The 14,943-nt window shown below is 73.1% G+C and carries 15 protein-coding genes, 2 pseudogenes and 1 riboswitch; of the genes and pseudogenes, 3 read left to right on the top strand and 14 right to left on the bottom strand.

What is annotated here, in order from left to right; genetic code table 11:
• Nucleotides 1–45: 45 nt before the first annotated feature.
• Nucleotides 46–606, bottom strand: a pseudogene (gene thiE, locus LO763_RS29540) (thiamine phosphate synthase); the annotation flags it as partial.
• Nucleotides 607–740: 134 nt separating this feature from the next.
• A riboswitch (TPP riboswitch) is annotated at nucleotides 741–851 on the bottom strand.
• A 218-nt stretch (nucleotides 852–1,069) separates the two neighbouring features.
• Complete coding sequence (locus LO763_RS03220) at nucleotides 1,070–1,672, bottom strand: class I SAM-dependent methyltransferase (RefSeq protein WP_230600511.1); 603 nt, start codon at nucleotides 1,670–1,672, stop codon at nucleotides 1,070–1,072.
• 211 nt (nucleotides 1,673–1,883) lie between these two features.
• On the opposite strand from LO763_RS03220, the gene LO763_RS03215 reads away from it, so the two are divergent.
• Nucleotides 1,884–2,849: a hypothetical protein gene (locus tag LO763_RS03215; protein ID WP_230600510.1), complete on the top strand. Its 966-nt coding sequence runs from the start codon at nucleotides 1,884–1,886 to the stop codon at nucleotides 2,847–2,849.
• 85 nt (nucleotides 2,850–2,934) lie between these two features.
• Here LO763_RS03215 and LO763_RS03210 read toward each other — a convergent pair whose 3' ends face one another.
• The 4 genes from LO763_RS03210 to LO763_RS03195 form a co-directional block, all read right to left on the bottom strand.
• Nucleotides 2,935–3,999, bottom strand: coding sequence for a cytochrome d ubiquinol oxidase subunit II (locus tag LO763_RS03210; RefSeq protein WP_369431911.1), 1,065 nt, complete (start codon nucleotides 3,997–3,999; stop codon nucleotides 2,935–2,937).
• Nucleotides 3,999–5,396 (bottom strand): cytochrome ubiquinol oxidase subunit I, encoded by a 1,398-nt coding sequence (locus LO763_RS03205; RefSeq protein ID WP_369431910.1) that lies wholly within the window; start codon nucleotides 5,394–5,396, stop codon nucleotides 3,999–4,001. The genes LO763_RS03210 and LO763_RS03205 overlap by 1 nt, the downstream gene beginning before the upstream one ends.
• A 373-nt stretch (nucleotides 5,397–5,769) precedes the next feature.
• Nucleotides 5,770–6,171 carry a VOC family protein gene (locus LO763_RS03200; RefSeq protein WP_230600507.1) on the bottom strand — a complete coding sequence of 134 codons (402 nt, stop codon included), beginning with the start codon at nucleotides 6,169–6,171 and terminating at the stop codon, nucleotides 5,770–5,772.
• Nucleotides 6,172–6,411: 240 nt separating this feature from the next.
• Complete coding sequence (locus LO763_RS03195) at nucleotides 6,412–6,888, bottom strand: MarR family winged helix-turn-helix transcriptional regulator (protein WP_230600506.1); 477 nt, start codon at nucleotides 6,886–6,888, stop codon at nucleotides 6,412–6,414.
• A 60-nt stretch (nucleotides 6,889–6,948) separates the two neighbouring features.
• On the opposite strand from LO763_RS03195, the gene LO763_RS03190 reads away from it, so the two are divergent.
• The gene (locus tag LO763_RS03190; RefSeq protein ID WP_230600505.1) at nucleotides 6,949–7,365 is read left to right on the top strand and encodes a winged helix DNA-binding protein; all 417 of its coding nucleotides are present in this window, start codon (nucleotides 6,949–6,951) and stop codon (nucleotides 7,363–7,365) included.
• 93 nt (nucleotides 7,366–7,458) lie between these two features.
• Here the strand turns inward: LO763_RS03190 and LO763_RS03185 are convergent, their stop codons facing one another.
• Entirely contained in the window at nucleotides 7,459–7,914 is a 456-nt protein-coding gene (locus tag LO763_RS03185; RefSeq protein ID WP_230600504.1) for a cupin domain-containing protein, read from the bottom strand.
• A gap of 13 nt (nucleotides 7,915–7,927) precedes the next feature.
• Nucleotides 7,928–9,139, bottom strand: a complete 1,212-nt coding sequence (locus tag LO763_RS03180; protein ID WP_230600503.1) for an FAD-dependent monooxygenase — start codon at nucleotides 9,137–9,139, stop codon at nucleotides 7,928–7,930.
• Nucleotides 9,140–9,233: 94 nt separating this feature from the next.
• Between LO763_RS03180 and LO763_RS03175 the strand changes: the two genes are divergently transcribed.
• Nucleotides 9,234–9,941 carry a TetR/AcrR family transcriptional regulator gene (locus LO763_RS03175; protein WP_230600502.1) on the top strand — a complete coding sequence of 236 codons (708 nt, stop codon included), beginning with the start codon at nucleotides 9,234–9,236 and terminating at the stop codon, nucleotides 9,939–9,941.
• A 107-nt stretch (nucleotides 9,942–10,048) separates the two neighbouring features.
• Here LO763_RS03175 and LO763_RS03170 read toward each other — a convergent pair whose 3' ends face one another.
• From LO763_RS03170 to rpsK, 6 genes and pseudogenes are all read right to left on the bottom strand, one after another.
• Complete coding sequence (locus LO763_RS03170; RefSeq protein WP_230600501.1) at nucleotides 10,049–10,213, bottom strand: hypothetical protein; 165 nt, start codon at nucleotides 10,211–10,213, stop codon at nucleotides 10,049–10,051.
• 76 nt (nucleotides 10,214–10,289) lie between these two features.
• On the bottom strand, nucleotides 10,290–11,762 hold the full coding sequence (locus tag LO763_RS03165) for a vWA domain-containing protein (protein WP_230600500.1): 1,473 nt from the start codon (nucleotides 11,760–11,762) through the stop codon (nucleotides 10,290–10,292).
• Nucleotides 11,763–11,933: 171 nt separating this feature from the next.
• Nucleotides 11,934–12,749 carry a tRNA pseudouridine(38-40) synthase TruA gene (truA, locus tag LO763_RS03160; protein ID WP_230600499.1) on the bottom strand — a complete coding sequence of 272 codons (816 nt, stop codon included), beginning with the start codon at nucleotides 12,747–12,749 and terminating at the stop codon, nucleotides 11,934–11,936.
• Between the two features lie 189 nt (nucleotides 12,750–12,938).
• Nucleotides 12,939–13,286, bottom strand: a pseudogene (rplQ, locus tag LO763_RS03155) (50S ribosomal protein L17); the annotation flags it as partial.
• Nucleotides 13,287–13,353: 67 nt separating this feature from the next.
• A complete protein-coding gene (locus LO763_RS03150; RefSeq protein WP_230600497.1) occupies nucleotides 13,354–14,400 on the bottom strand; it encodes a DNA-directed RNA polymerase subunit alpha in 1,047 nt (348 codons plus the stop codon).
• Between the two features lie 138 nt (nucleotides 14,401–14,538).
• A complete protein-coding gene (rpsK, locus tag LO763_RS03145) occupies nucleotides 14,539–14,937 on the bottom strand; it encodes a 30S ribosomal protein S11 (RefSeq protein ID WP_091053358.1) in 399 nt (132 codons plus the stop codon).
• Between the last annotated feature and the right edge of the window lie 6 nt (nucleotides 14,938–14,943).

The following is a 14,943-nucleotide window of genomic DNA, read 5'->3' as shown; positions in this document are numbered from 1 at the left end:
AAGGGTTTGGGCGTTCGCCTCGGCTGCGGGCCCGGGGCTTTCGCCGACGGCGGCGAGCAGTTCGGCCGTGGCGCGGCCCGGGTCGTCGGCGGCCGCGATCGCGCCGACGACCGCGACGCCGTGGGCGCCGGCGTCGCGGCATTGCGCGGCGCGCTCGGCGGTGATGCCGCCGATGGCGATCACCGGGAGGTCGACGGCCTCGCACACCGCCGCCAGGCCGTCGAGGCCGATCGGTCGCGGCAGGCCGGTCTTCGTGGCGGTGCCCCAGACGGGCCCGACGCCGAGGTAGGTCGCGCCGGCCCTGCGGGCGGCCCGCGCCGACTCGGGGTCGCGGCAGGTGCCGCCGATGATCGCGGCGGGGAGGAGGCGCCGGGCGGCGTCGAGGGGCAGGTCGTCGGCGCCGAGGTGGACGCCGTCGGCGCCCACGGCCTGTGCGATGTGGAGGCGGTCGTTGACGAGGCACAGCGCGCCGTACGCGTCGCAGAGCGCGGCGGTCGCGGCGGCGAGGTCGAAGGCGGCGCGGTCGGAGTAGTGGTCCTCGGGGCGGACCTGGACGAGGCGCGCCCCGGCGTCCAGCGCGGCGGCGACGGCCGCGAGGGGGTCGCGGGGCGCGACGGCGGCTCCGCGGGGGAGGTCCGCGTGGTGTGCGACCGGATCGCGTTGCGCCGCCGGATGGGTCGCGCGGCCGGTCGAGGCGGGGCCGCGGGTGTCGGTGATGACGTGAAGTCGGGGTAGACGAGTAGCCTGCATAGCTCCTTCTCCCTGCGCCAGCATGATCTGGATCAGGTTCGACGGTCGGGACTACCCAGTCCCCTCTCAGCCCGATGCATCGGACTCCCGTGGGTTTATTCGTTTACGGCGGTGACGCTACGCCATCGCGAGCGTACTTCGCAACCGTGGTGTCAGGAAGTGGACACCGCCGTGGTCGCGGCGGGCGCCGTACGACTTAAGGCCGTCTACCATCCCAAACCCCCACCCGCCAGGGGACCGTAGCGGCAACCTTTGCGCGGGGGTACGACAAAAACCGGCCCCCGCAGCGGTTTCGTCACCCGAAAGTGTTCGGCCGCGGCTATGCCGCCCGCTCCACCCGCAGGACCCGGTAGCCGTTGGCGCTCGCGTGCTTGTCGACCGCCCACCCCTGCCCGGCGAGCCACTTCGCCAGCGAGTCCGAGCCCAGGTGCTTGGAGACCACCAGCCAGGCCACGCCGCCGTCCTTGAGCCGCGGCAGCCACGTCTCCAGCAGCCCGTGCAGGGCCTCCTTCCCCACCTTGATCGGCGGGTTCGACCAGATCTCGTCGAACCGCACCTCGGCCGGGACCTCCTCGGGCGCGGCCGCGTGCACGGTCCCGGGGGCCTTCGCCGTGTTGCGCCGGGTCAGGTCGAGGGCCCGCCGGTTCACGTCGACGGCCCACACCTCGGCGTCCCCGCGCTGCGCGAGCACCGCACTGATCGGCCCGTACCCGCAGCCCAGGTCGAGGAAGGTCCCGGCCTCCTCGGGCGGGACCACCTTGTGGAGCAGGACGCTCGTCCCCGGGTCGAGGCGGCCGCCGGAGAAGACGCCGGTGGAGGTCGTCAGCTCGTAGGCGACGCCGTCGAGCTCGAACTCGATGGTGCGCTCGCGGTCGTCGACGGCGGGCTGCTCGCTGAAGTAGTGCTCTGGCTGGTCGGACACCTCCCCATTGTCGCGCGCCCCGGCCGGGCGGGGCGGCGGGATCCGCCGGGAGAGACGCGGGCGCGCCGGTGGGGCTCGGGGGCACCGGTGCGGCGGGCGGCGTCTCACGCACCGCGGCCGTTCACCCACGGAGATGAACGGCGCTCTCCTGAGTCCATCTCCAGGGGGAACGTTTCCCGGTTTCGCCCCTCCGCGGGTCTAAGCTGCCTCCATGGCACATGGCCCGTCCCCCTTCGGGGTCCCGCAGCAGACGCAGGGGCGCCGGAACCAGACCGAACCGGGAACCGACTGGGCGGAGTACGACGAGCGCGCGCGCATGGGCGCGCCCACCGCCCGCCTCAGCCCGGAGGAGCTGCCGCCCGCGGCGGCCCCGTTCGCCTCCGACGAGGAGATGGAGGCGCACCTGGAGCAGATCCACGCCTCCCGGCCGCTGCGCCGCGCCGCCCAGCGGGCGCGCCGCCGCACCCGCTGGTGGCTGGTGGCGCTCGCGGTCGTGAGCGCCCTCGCGGTGGCGGCCGCGTGCGCGGCGGGCGCGTTCATCGTGCTGCGCGAGGGCGAGCCGGGCCCGGCCGGGCCGAGCGCCCCGGGCGCCTCGGACCGGGCGTCGTCCGCGGACGCGGCCACGGACGCGCCCGCGGTGGTGGACCCGATCGCGAGCCGCGAGACCGACGCCGAGCCGATCACGGTGGAGGAGCTGTTCGGCGCGGGCGCGATCACGCCGGCCGGTGCGGCGGGCGCGTACGAGGTGCTGGACACCGAGGAGCTCGCCGACTGCGCCGAGGCCGCGCTGGACGAGCTGGCCGAGCTGCTCGCCGACGCGGACTGCACCCAGACGGTGCGGGCCACGCTGGTGAACCCCGACGGGGAGTACGCGGCGACCGCGGGCGTGCTGAACCTGGGCGACGCAGCCGCGGCCGAGGAGCTGCGGGCCGCGATCGACGCGGGGCTCGAGGGCGGCTTCGCGGCCCTGCGGACGGACGGCGAGGCGGAGGAGCTGGGCCGCGCCGCGACCATGGTGGGGTACAACACCTATGGGCATTACCTGATGTACGTGGTCATCGGCCGCACGGACGGCGAGGCCATCGAGGACGCCGACGAGCCGGTGCGGGCCATCGTGGGCGACATCGTGGACGTCTGGTTCGTGGACCAGCTCAAGCCGCGCCGCGACGTCCAGTAGCGGCAGTCGGGGCCGGTCGAGGGCCGGGCGCTGCCGCGCCCGGCCCTCCCATCATCCACCGCAGGCTCCACTATGGCCTATGTGTTCAACCGCCCACCTGGCGGCTCCAGTGCGTCGCGCCGACGGCCGGTGCCTCGCCGTTCCCATGTGCCGCTTGGTTCCAGCGGGGCGACTGTGTCAAGTAGAACAAGTAGCCGAGAGCCGGTCCGACGACCACCGCGGCGATGCCGACGGCCACCAGGAGCCCCTGCATCGTCGCCCGCGCCCCGGCGGCCTCGGCGATGGTCGCCTGGTCGACCAGGACCCACGGGTACTGCCCGACGCCCCACCCGGCCATCACCGCCGCGACCGCGGTCACGGCCGTGAACCGGGCCGGGCCGAACCGCCCGGTCCACAGGAGCGCCAAGGTCGCGATCCCGCCGAGCGCCGACAGCGCCATGACCGGCGCGGCCCGGCTCGTCAGGCCCTCCCACAGCGTCGGCGCGTCGTGCTCGATCGGGATGAGCGCCGCGAACACGACCGCCCCGGTGGCCGCGCCGACCACGAGCGACCGCACGCGCAGCGTCGCGGCCAGCGCCGCCTGCCCGCGCCGGGCGGCGTCGGCGGTCAGGAACGTCCCGGCGAGGAACGCGCAGGTGCCCACCGAGATCGCCCCGGTGAACAGCGGCGTCGGCGCGAGCCAGGACGACCACGGGTCGCCGCCGCCGCCCTCGGGGACCCGCCCGGAGGCGAGCGCTCCGGCGATGGTGCCCAGGAAGAACGGGGCGAGCACGGAGGAGGTCGCGAACACGATCCCGAAGAGCCGGGCCTGGGCGAGCGTCTCGGCGTACTTGCGGAACGCGAAGCTCGCGCCGCGCAGGACGATGCCGATGAGCGCGAGCACGAGCGGCACGTACAGGGTGGTCATCGCGGCGGCGAACGACTGCGGAAACCCGGTCCACCACATGACGAGCACGTAGATGAGCCACACGTGGTTGGCCTCCCAGACGGGGCCGATGCTGTGGTCGATGAGGGTCCGCAGCCGCGCGCCGCGGCGGGCGCTCCCGGCGGTGAGGTCGTGGAAGCCGGACCCGAAGTCGGCGCCGCCGAGGACGGCGTAGCACAGGACGCCCGCGAAGAGCGCTGCGGCGACGGCGAACTCGACGGTCATCATCGCGCGTCCTCCTTCGCGGCGGCCTCGTCGCCCTTCCCGGGTTCGCGTTCGTCGCCGCACTCGCGGATCTCGGCGGGGCCGTCGGCGGCGAGCGGCGACTGCGGCCCGTAGGGGCTGGGCAGGTCGGCGGCGCCCGCGCGCCAGCGCCGGGCCATGGACCGGAGCACGATGACCGCGCCGGCGGTCATGCCGCCGTAGAGGAGGACGGAGCCGCCGTAGACGCCCCAGAGCGCGGCCGAGTGGTCGGCGGCGGCGTCGGAGGTCCGCATGACGCCGTAGACGATCCAGGGCTGGCGGCCGACCTCGGTGGCGATCCACCCGGCCTCCATGGCGAGGATCGCGAGGACGCCGGAGACGGCCATGAGCCGCAGGAACCAGCGGTTGTCGAGCAGGTCTCTTCGGCGCCAGCGCAGGAACCAGTAGAGGGCGACGGCGGCCATGAGCAGGAGGCCGATGCCGATCATGGTCTGGAAGGCCAGGTGGGTGATGTTGACGGGCGGCTCGTCCTCGTCGGGGATCTGGTCGAGGCCGGGCACGGGTTCGAGCGAGCTCATGGAGATGATCGACCCGAGGTAGGGGATCTCGATGGCGCCCTTGACCTCGCCTTCGATGAGGACGCCGCCGATGCGCAGCGGGGAGGGGCCGTCGTCGGTGGTCTCGGCGAGTTCGAACGCGGCGAGCTTCGAGGACTGGCGCTCGTCGAGGCCGTCGCCGAGGAGGTGCCCGACGAAGGGCTGGGCGAGGGCCGCGACGGTGGCGAAGGCGAAGGGGACCATGAACCCGAGCCGGTGGTGGCGGTCGCGCCTGCCGCGGAGCATCCCGACGGCGTAGACGGCGGCGATGGAGAAGCCCGCGACCATGTAGGCGGCGACCCACATGTGGGCGAACTGCATGAAGGTGTGGGCGTTGAACAGGACGGCCCAGGGCTGGATGTCGACGACCTGGCCGTCGACGATGTCGAAGCCGGTGGGGACGTTCATCCAGGCGTTGACGGCGAGCACGCAGTAGGTGCCGATGACGCCGGTGATCGCCATGGGCACCACCATGAGCAGGTGGAGCCTCGGGGGCATCCTCCCCCAGCCGTAGAGGTAGATGCCGAGGAAGATCGCCTCGAGGAAGAACGCGAGGCCCTCGAAGGCGAAGGGCAGGCCCAGCACGTCGCCGTAGGTGCCCATGAGGCCGGGCCACAGCAGGCCCATCTCGAAGCTGAGGACAGTGCCGGAGACGGCGCCGATGGCGAAGAGGACCGCGGAGACCTTGCCCCAGCGCTTGGCGAGGTCGAGCGCGGTCTGGTCGTTCCGGCGGATGCCGCGCAGGTGCATCACGAAGATGATCGCGGGGAACGCGACGCCGAAGCAGGCGAGGATGATGTGCCAGCCGAGGGACAGGGCCATCTGCTGGCGGGCGGGCATGAGGCCCGCGGGGTCGGCGGCGGCGAGCGCCGTCGCGAGCGGGGAGCCCGCCGCGTCGGTCGCCTGGGCGAGGAGCTGGGTTGCGTCCATGCCTTGAAGCTAGCGGCCCGGATGTCCGGAACCACGCCCTTGTGAACGCATTCACAAGGGCGCGAAGGTGAAGTTCGAACGTGTTCAAAAACTTTCTGACCTGGCATGACGCCCCGGACCTCGGCATCCGCTCCCGCACCCCGGCGCCGGGGCCGCAGCGCTCAATTCCGCGTCCGCCGCAGCCTCGGCCGTCGCGCCTTCGGCGTCCTGGACCCCGTGGCCCGGCCTCGGCGCCCCGCCCGGGTCCGGGCGGGGCGCCGGTCTCCTACGGCCGGGCCCGGCTCTCGTCGGACTGAAGGTACGGACGCGTGGTCAGCTCCAGGCCGTGCCCGGCCGGATCGCGGAAGTAGACGCCGCAGCCGCCGTGCTCGGTGTTGGTCTCGCCTTCGCGGGTGAGCTGCGGGTCGGCCCAGTAGGCGATCCCCTGCGCCCGGAACCGGGCGACGGCCCGGTCGAAGTGCTCCTCGGTCACCAGGAACGCGTAGTGCTGCATCTGGATCTCGACGGGCGGCTCGGCGAACTGGAGCAGGACGTCGCCGTCCAGGCTGATGTTGGTGAACGGCCCCCACGAGGGCGCTTCACGCGCTTCGAGGGCCTCCCGGTAGAACGCGGCGGACGCGGCGCGGTCCTTCGCGGCGATGATGGTGTGGTTGAACAGTGCGGTCATGGTTCCTCCTCGTGATGGTCGGTCGTGCGGGTGAGGGCACGACCGAGGAGGAGCACGGGCGCCGTGCGGCGTCGGCCTCGCTGCGGGAGTCAGCGCACGACCGGGTAGCCCGTCCGTGCGTGGCGGTCAGCCGATCCGGTCATCACGCGCAGAAGGCTACCACCGGGGTGCGAGAAGGCTTGCGGAGCAGCGGACTGCGATGCGCGGGGACTCGGCCTCGCCGCGGCGGCTCGCCGCGCCTCAACGGGGCGGAGGCTCCTGCGGCCAGGCCGCGACGAAGCGCTCCAGGAGGGCGGCGAGGGTCCGGGCCTCCTCGCCGGTGAAGCCGGAGAGCGCCTCGGCGACGGCCCGGCGGCGGGAGGCGTGGACGCGGTCGACGAAGTCCTCGCCTTCGGCGGTCAGGCGGATGCGGGCGTAGCGGGAGTCGCCGGGGGCGGTCTCCCGCTCGATCAGGCCGTCGGCGAGCAGCTCGCCGGTGAGGCGGCTGGCGCGGGGCCGGTCCACGTCGATCGCGTCGGCGATCTGGGAGATGGCCAGGCCTTCGCGCGCCCCTTCGAGGGCGTCGAGGTAGCGGAAGCGGGCGGCGCTCGCCGCGGACGCCGCGGCCGGGTCGCCTCCGGCGGCGCGGCGCTGGAGCCGCCGGGACTGCTGGACGCGCCGGATGCGGACCAGGGCCCGCTCGATCACCTGGTCGGGTTCGCGCTCATCGGTCGCCATGCCCGGCACAGTACAACAGTTGCCACTTGACAACCGCCGTCGTCCCACTACGATAGTTGTATGATTACAACTAATAAGGCGCCGATCGGCCTCCTGCTGGTCACCCTCGACCGCCTCATCGACGAGCGGTTCGAGGAGGTCCTCGGCGGCCACGGCGTCAGCCGCCGCCAGTGGCAGCTGCTCAACCTCCTCGCCGAAGGCGAGGCGGCACTGGAGGAGCTGACCGAGGCGCTCGCCGCGTTCCTCGACGGCGAGGACGCGCTGCCGCACCTCGAACCGCTCGCCCGCCGAGGCCTGGTCCGCTCCGACGCAGGCCGCTGCTCGCTCACCGGCGCCGGACGCGACCGCCTCGGGGCGCTGGCCCGCGAGGTGCGGGCCGTCCGCGAGCGGACCACCGCCGGACTCGGAGCGGGCGAGTACGAGGCCGTCGTCGCCGGCCTGCGGAAGATGATCGGCAACCTGGAGGATTCGCGATGAGGCCGGGCCTCCGCCGCACCGGGCGGGCCGGTCCAGCGCTTCGGCGCCGGACCGGTCCGCCCGCCGTGAAGCGGGTGGACCCCCGGGCGTCGTTCAGAGGTAGGTGATGCCGTGGGGCTCGGTGGCGGCGTTGAGCTTCGCCGGGTCCAGGGCGCCGCCGGAGGCGAGGCCCGACCTGGCGGCGAACATGTCCTCGAGGGCCCGTTCCCAGCCTCCCGGCGCCGAGATCTGGAGGACCCGGGGCGGCGGGGCCGATCCGGGCCGCAGGGCGTGCGGGACGCCGCGCGGCAGGAGGACGAAGTCGCCGGGGCCCGCGGTGCGGGTCTCGCCCTCGATCTCGACGGTCAGTTCCCCGGCGAGGACGTAGACGCACTCGTCGGCGCGGTGGTGAATGTGGCGGGGAATGGGCAGCGCCACGGTGACCTCGAGGATCGAGAGGCGCCCTTCGGTGTCCTCGGTGGACGCCTTGACGCTGAACGCGCTCGGCATCGGCGCCCGTCCGGGACGCCGTTCTCCGGCGCTCAGCAGCAGGAATCGGTCGTGTGTCATGTGTCGGCTCCGTTCAGGGTCGCGCGGCGAGGGCGCTCGGTTTCGGCGGGTTCCAGTCGTAGATGTCTGCGACGGTCTTCATGGCGAGCGAGGCGGGCGCCATCGCGGCCGAGGCGTCGCGGATGCCGGTGGCGATCCGGTTGGAGCGCATCAGCATGCGGCCGATGCGGCCCGACTCGCCGGCGAGCGCCTGCGTGCGCGGGCGGCGGGCCGCGTCATAGGAGCGCAGCGCCGCGGGGACCGCGGCGGCGGACACCTCGGCCGCGAGCACGACCGCGTCCTCGATCGCCAGGCACGCGCCTTGGCCGATGTCCGGGGTGACGGCGTGGGCGGCGTCGCCCAGCAGCGCGACGCGGCCGTGGGCGAACGATTCGAGCGGCTCTGCCAGGTAGTGGACGTCGTTGCGCAGGAGCGCCTCGTTCGGGGTGGCGGCGAGCAGGGCCGGGATCGGATGGTGCCAGCGGGCGAACCGTGAGACGAGGGCCGCGACGCGGTGCTCGTGCGCGGCGCCCGCCTCGGCGTTCTCGAAGGCGTACCAGTAGACCCGCCCGTCGCCGATCGGGGCGCAGCCGAACCGGGCGCCCCTGCCCCAGGTCTCCGAGAGGCGCGCCGGGACGCCGATCCGGTCGGCCGCCTCGGCGGGGACCAGGCCCCGCCAGATCGTGTAGCCGGCGTAGGAGGGCCCGGGATAGGAGGGGAAGAGGCCCGCGCGCAGGCGGCTATGGACGCCGTCGGCGACCACGACCAGGTCGGCGTCGACCGAGGCCGGGCCCTGGGGCCCTTCGAAGGCGACCGAGGCGCCGGACGCGCCCGAGGCGGCGCCGGTGGCGGTGCGGCCGGTGTGGACGGCGCCGTCGCCGAGGGCGTCGCGCAGGATGCCGTGAAGCGCGGCGCGGTGCACGTTGTAGAGGCCGCCGCCGTACCGGCGCCGCAGCAGCCCGGCGTCGACGCCCGTGATGCGCTTCCCGGTCCGCGTCCGCGACTCGAGCCCGTCGAGCTCGCAGGCGGCCGCCCGCAGGGCCGGTTCGAGGCCGAGCCCGCGCAGTGCCTTGGCGGCGTTGGGGGCGATGCTCACCGCGGCGCCCACCTCGCCGAGCGCCGCGGCGCGCTCGAAGACGTCGACCTGCCATCCGACGCGCCGCAGTGCGACGGCCGCGGCCAGGCCGCCGATGCCGGCCCCGACGACGACGGCCCTGCCTCCCGGCGGGGCAGAGGTGCTGACCATGACCACTCCTTCTGTTACATAGCCTAACTTTTGTTAGAGCCTGTAACTCAGATTAGATGGTCTATCATGGCTTCGTCAACAGGGGAGGCGGCACATGGCGCAGACGGCTGCGGACTGGCGGGAGCGGCAGCGCGAGGCGACACGGGTCGAGATCCGGCGGACGGCCCGGGGGCTGCTGGTCGAATCCGGGCCGGAGGCGATGTCCGTCAGCGCGATCGCCCGGCGCATGGGGCTCAGCGGACCGGCGATCTACCGCTACTACGGCAGCCACGACCACCTCATGGACGCGGTGATCGCCGAGCTGTTCAACGAGCTGACCGAGGCGATCGAACAGGCCCGCGGCGGCCGGGCGGCGCCCGGCGAGCGGCTGCTGGCGATGTCCCGGGCCCTGCGCTCGTGGGCGACCGCTCGGACCGCCGAGTTCCGGCTCCTGTTCGCCGCGCCGGTCCCCGAGGCCAACCGCCGCCCCGACTCCGAACGGCGGCAGGCGGGCGAGCAGTTCGACCGGATCTTCCTGCGCGAGGTCGAGGCGCTCTGGGCCGAGCGGCCGTTCCCGGCGCCGGACCTGGACCGGCTCGACCCCGCCCTGCGGGCCCAGGTGCTGGCCTACACCGAGCGGAAGCGGACCGCGCTCCCGCCCGCGGCGGTGCACGTGTTCCTCACCTGCTGGACGCGGCTGTACGGACTGCTGGTCATGGAGGCGCTCGACCAGCTCGCGTTCGCCTACACCGATCTGGATCCCGTGTTCGAAGCCTGCCTCGACGACATCAGCGCGATGCTCGGCATCTCCGAACCCCGCTGAGCCGCAGGGGAACCGCGGCGCGAATACGGGCGGGCCCGGTGCCGCCGGGCCGGTCGCCCCGCGTGCGCGAGGGGGCCGTCCGCCCCTCTCGCGCACGCGGCGGCGGGCTACGCGAGGAGCTCCTCGACGAGGGCGGCGAGGCGGTCGGGCTGCTCCTGCACCATGGCGCGGCCGGCCGGGAGCCATGCGGTGCGCAGGCGCGGATTCGCCCGCGCGGCGGCGGCGCGGCGCCGCTGAGGGGTGCGGGAGACCGCCGCGGCCTGAAAGCGCACCCGACACCGGGTCCGCCGCCCGCGGACCGAACCGCGAAGGGCCCGGCGCTTCGCGCCGGGCCCCTGCCGTCCCTTGCTAGGCGCCCAGGTCCGAGGCGACGGCGATGAGTTCCGCCAGCTCCTCCACGTCCGGGTCCTCGGTCGTCTCGGCCAGCTTCTCGGCCACGGGGACCAGTGCCGCGCAGTCGAAGTCGGCGCTGCCGCGCAGCACCTCCGCGAAGGCCGCCGCGACCATGTCCACGTCGAGGCTCGGCAGCGCGTCCTCCCCCAGCGCGCCCGACCGGAGGTCCGCGGCGGCGGTCCCGATCTCCTCGGTCTCCGGGTCCTCCCAGCGCACGTCGACCTCGGCCAGCCCCCCGTCCTCGCCGGTCAGCGTGAGCGCGTACAGCGCCGTGACGCTGTGCCCGGGCCCGACCTCGCCGGCGTCGACGCCGTCGTCCTCGAAGTCCTCGTCCGCGATGGCGCGATTCTCGAACCCGATGAGCCGGTACGCCGCGACCGTGTCCGGATCGAAGGTCACCTGGATCTTCGCGTCCCGCGCGGTCACCCCGAGCGTCGAGGTCAGCCGGTCCGAGAAGACCCGCTCGGCCTCGGTCGCGGTCGCGAAGTAGACCGCCCAGCCGTCCCCGTTGTCCGCCAGCTGCTCCAGCAGCCCCTGGTTGTACGAGTCGCCGACGCCGACGGTGAGCAGCGTGGTGCCCTCGGCGATGTCCTCGCCCAGCGCCTCCAGCATCTCGTCGTGCTCGGTGAGGCCCACATTGGCCTCGCCGTCGGACAGGAGGATCACCCGGTTGTCCTTGTCCGCGTCGTACGCCTCGCCGGCCAGCTCGTAGCCGTCCTCGAGGCCCGCCTGCATGTTGGTCGAGCCGCCCGCCTCCAGGTCGTCGATCGCGTCGTGCAGCTCCTCGCCGTCCTCGACCTCGGTCATGCCTTGCAGCACATCGGATTCCGACTCGTAGACGACGATCGCGACCGAGTCGGTCGGCCGCAGCTCGGCGACGAGCGTGTGGAGCGAGTCGCGGACGATCCCGATCCGGTCGTCCTGCTCCATCGAGCCGGACACGTCGATCACGAAGGTCAGGTTCACGTCCCGGCGCTCGGTGTCCGGTTCGGAGCGGGTCTGGAGGCCCACGCGCATGATCTGCGTGGCCTCGTCCGAGGCGTACCACTCCGGCAGCGGCGCGCTGTCGACGGTCACCGAGAAGCCGTTCTCCTCGGGCTCGGGGTAGGCCTGGTCGAAGTAGTTCACGAACTCCTCGGGCCGGACCTGGTCGGCCGGAGGGAGTTCGCCGTCGCCGAGGGAGCGGCGGGCGTAGTCGTAGGAGGCGGTGTCGACGTCGACCGCGAACGTGGACTCGGGGTCGTCGGCGGGGCTGACCGGCTCGTTGAAGCCGTAGGCGTCGCCGGTCTCCGCGTCGGGGGCGGCCTCGGGCGCGGCCTCGCCCGCGTAGTCGCTCGTCGCGGCGTCGCCGCCGCTCTCACTGGAGCACGCGGTGAACGCGAGGAGCAGCAGCGCCGGGGGTATCGTGGCCTTCCATAGGCGTCTCATCGAGGGGTCCCTTCTTACTTGGCGGTAGCGGGGATTACCTCCATGAGACTGCCTTTTCCGCGCGCCGGTTCCCCTCGTGTCCGAACCGTGATGGCGCGGTGAGCAATCAGAACGCATCCGTGACCGGACCGTCACAAGGTCACGGAACGGCCGCTGCGGGCCGGGAACGCCTCAGAGGGTGCGCACGCGGCGGGTGAGGTCCACACGGGACTGCCAGTCGCCCGGGTCGTCCGAGTAGGCGACCTCCAGCAGGGTCAGCCCGTGGGGGCCGACCACGTGGACGTCGTTGGCCCGCTCCCCCAGGGTGAGGATCGCGGCGAGCCAGTCCTCGTCGCGGCGGCCGTCGCCGACCGCGAGGGCCGCGCCGACGAGGCTGCGGACCATCGAGTGGCAGAACGCGTCGGCGCGCACGGTGGCGACCGCGATGCCGTCCTCGTCGCGGGCCCAGTCGTACTGCTGGAGTTCGCGGATGGTGGTGGCGCCTTCGCGCTGCTTGCAGAAGCCGACGAAGTCGTGCTCGCCGAGGAGGCTCTGGCACGCGGCGTGCATCCGCTCCACGTCGAGGGGCCGGGGCCAGGCGAGGGTGTCCAGGCGCCGCAAGGGGTTCACGCCCCAGGTCGCGTCGGCGACCCGGTAGCGGTAGCGGCGCCACTGGGCCGCGAAGCGGGCGTTGAACGACGGGTCGACCGCTTCGGCGGCGGTCACGCGCACGTCGGGCGGGAGGATGCCGCGCAGGCGCCACAGGAGCCTGTCGCGCAGGGACTCCCACTTCGCGGTGGGGACGTCGAGGTGCACGACCTGGCCCGTGGCGTGGACGCCCGCGTCGGTGCGGCCCGCGACGGTGAAGTCGCCGATCTCGCCGAAGAGGAGCTCCAAGGCGCGGATGACCTCCGAGGCCACCGTGCGCAGTCCGGGCTGGAGCGCCCAGCCGGAGAACCCGGCGCCGTCGTAGGCGACGCCGAGGCGCAGTCTCGTCCTGTCTTCCACCCGGTCCTCCGGTCCTGTCGCCGCGGTGCGGGGCGGGCCCGCGGTCGGGCGCCGCCGTCGCGGTGCGGGGGTTCGACGCCCGCCGGGGCCGCCCGGCCCCGAATGCGAGACCGCGCGCAGGGCCGGAGCCCTGCGCGCGGTCTGGCGTTGCCTGCGAGCCGGAGACCGGCTCGGTCGGCCGTGCTAGTCGACGAGCTCGATGATCGCCATCGGCGCGTTGTCGCCCTTGCGGTTCCCGGCCTTGATGATCCGGGTGTAGCCGCCCTCGCGGGTCGCGAAGCGGGGGGCGACCTGCTCGAACAGGTCGTGCGTGGCGTCCTTGTTGCGCAGCTTGGCCAGCGCCAGGCGGCGGTGGTGCAGCGTGCCCTTCTTGCCGTACGTGATGAGACGCTCGGCGTAGGGGCGCAGGCGGCGGGCCTTGGTCAGCGTCGTGGTGATGCTGCCGTGCTCGAACAGGGAGGCCGCGAGGCCCGAGAGCATGAGCTTCTCGTGCGACGGCGAACCGCCCAGACGCGGGCCCTTGGTGGGCTTGGGCATTGCTAACTCCTCTTGGTTTGACGCGGCCGGCCGTCTCACGGAACCGACCGCCGTATTCACGCGGCTCTTAGAGCTGCTCGGTCTCGCGGAGGTCTTCGCCGTCGTCCTCGTACTCATCGGACTCGGCGACCGGCGACCCGCCGTAGGCCACGGCGGCCTCGCTCGGGTCGAACGTGCCGGGCGAGTCCTTCAGGCTCAGGCCCATGCCGGCGAGCTTCATCTTGACCTCGTCGATCGACTTCTGCCCGAAGTTGCGGATGTCGAGCAGGTCCGCCTCGGTGCGGTTGATGAGCTCGCCAACGGTGTTGACGCCCTCCCGCTTGAGGCAGTTGTAGGAGCGGACGGTCATGTCCAGGTCCTCGATCGGCAGGGCCAGGTCGGCCGCCAGCTGCTGGTCCGCCGGGCTGGGCCCGACGTCGATGCCCTCGGCCTCGGTGTCGAGCTCGCGGTACAGGCCGAACAGCTCCACCAGGGTGGAGCCCGCCGACGCCAGCGCGGTGCGCGGCGTGGTGGACGGCTTGGTCTCGACGTCGACGGTGAGCTTGTCGAAGTCGGTGCGCTGCTCGACGCGGGTCGCGTCGACCGAGTAGGCGACCTTCAGCACGGGCGAGTAGATCGAGTCGACCGGGACGCGGCCGATCTCGTTCGTGTCCGCCTTGTTCGCCGGGGCCGAGACGTAGCCCCGGCCGCGCTCCACCACGAACTCCATGTCGAGGCGGCCCTTCGAGTTGAGGGTCGCCAGCTTGAGCTCGGGGTTGTGCACCTGCACGCCCGCGGGGGGCTGGATGTCGCCGGCGAGCACGTCGCCGGGGCCCTCCTTGCGCAGGTACATGGTGGCCGGCTCGTCGTTCTCCGAGGAGACGCAGATCTGCTTGACGTTCAGCACCAGCTCCACGACGTCTTCCTTCACGCCGGGGATGGTGGAGAACTCGTGCAGGACGCCGTCGATCTTGATCGACGTGACCGCCGCGCCCGGGATGGACGACAGCAGGGTGCGCCGCAGCGAGTTGCCGAGCGTGTAGCCGAAACCGGGCTCCAGGGGTTCGATGGTGAACTTGGAGCGGGTCGGGCTGATCTGCTGCTCGGAGAGCGTGGGCCGCTGAGTGATAAGCACTGTGCGATGTTTCCTTTGTTCGGGGCGCCCGCTATTTGACGCCTAGACACTTGGATTCGGTTTGACTGCACCTTCGGCGGGGCTCGCGAGCCCCGCCTCGGCTCCGCGGGGAAGCGGACCGGCTGGGTTTAAGGCGACCTAGACGCGGCGGCGCTTCGGCGGGCGGCAGCCGTTGTGCGGCTGGGGCGTGACGTCGTTGATCGAGCCGACCTCGAGGCCGACGGCCTGGAGGGAGCGGATCGCGGTCTCGCGGCCCGAGCCCGGGCCCTTGACGTAGACGTCGACCTTGCGCATGCCGTTGTCCATCGCGCGGCGCGCGGCGGCCTCGGCGGCCATCTGCGCGGCGTACGGGGTCGACTTGCGCGAGCCCTTGAAGCCCACCTGGCCGGACGAGGCCCAGGAGATCACGGCACCGGTCGGGTCGGTGATCGACACGATGGTGTTGTTGAAGGTGCTCTTGATGTGCGCGTGCCCGTGGGGCACGTTCTTCTTCTTGGCGCGCGGGTTCTTGGAACCGCCGCGAGTCTTCGGTGGCATCAGCTG

The organism is Glycomyces amatae (assembly GCF_020991375.1).
GTDB lineage: Bacteria > Actinomycetota > Actinomycetes > Mycobacteriales > Micromonosporaceae > Glycomyces > Glycomyces amatae.
The sequence above is the reverse complement of the archived record's forward strand: the minus strand, read 5'-3'. Positions and strand labels throughout refer to the sequence as shown.

Excerpts from the sequence above, each read along its gene's own strand:
- LO763_RS03215 (WP_230600510.1), top strand. The coding sequence starts at position 1,884 with ATGGCACATGGCCCGTCCCCCTTCGGGGTCCCGCAGCAGACGCAGGGG.
- LO763_RS03210 (WP_369431911.1), bottom strand. The coding sequence starts at position 3,999 with ATGACCGTCGAGTTCGCCGTCGCCGCAGCGCTCTTCGCGGGCGTCCTG.
- LO763_RS03205 (WP_369431910.1), bottom strand. The coding sequence starts at position 5,396 with ATGGCCCTGTCCCTCGGCTGGCACATCATCCTCGCCTGCTTCGGCGTC.
- LO763_RS03200 (WP_230600507.1), bottom strand. The coding sequence starts at position 6,171 with ATGACCGCACTGTTCAACCACACCATCATCGCCGCGAAGGACCGCGCC.
- LO763_RS03195 (WP_230600506.1), bottom strand. The coding sequence starts at position 6,888 with ATGGCGACCGATGAGCGCGAACCCGACCAGGTGATCGAGCGGGCCCTG.
- LO763_RS03190 (WP_230600505.1), top strand. The coding sequence starts at position 6,949 with ATGATTACAACTAATAAGGCGCCGATCGGCCTCCTGCTGGTCACCCTC.
- LO763_RS03185 (WP_230600504.1), bottom strand. The coding sequence starts at position 7,914 with ATGACACACGACCGATTCCTGCTGCTGAGCGCCGGAGAACGGCGTCCC.
- LO763_RS03180 (WP_230600503.1), bottom strand. The coding sequence starts at position 9,139 with ATGGTCAGCACCTCTGCCCCGCCGGGAGGCAGGGCCGTCGTCGTCGGG.
- LO763_RS03175 (WP_230600502.1), top strand. The coding sequence starts at position 9,234 with ATGGCGCAGACGGCTGCGGACTGGCGGGAGCGGCAGCGCGAGGCGACA.
- LO763_RS03165 (WP_230600500.1), bottom strand. The coding sequence starts at position 11,762 with ATGAGACGCCTATGGAAGGCCACGATACCCCCGGCGCTGCTGCTCCTC.
- rpsK (WP_091053358.1), bottom strand. The coding sequence starts at position 14,937 with ATGCCACCGAAGACTCGCGGCGGTTCCAAGAACCCGCGCGCCAAGAAG.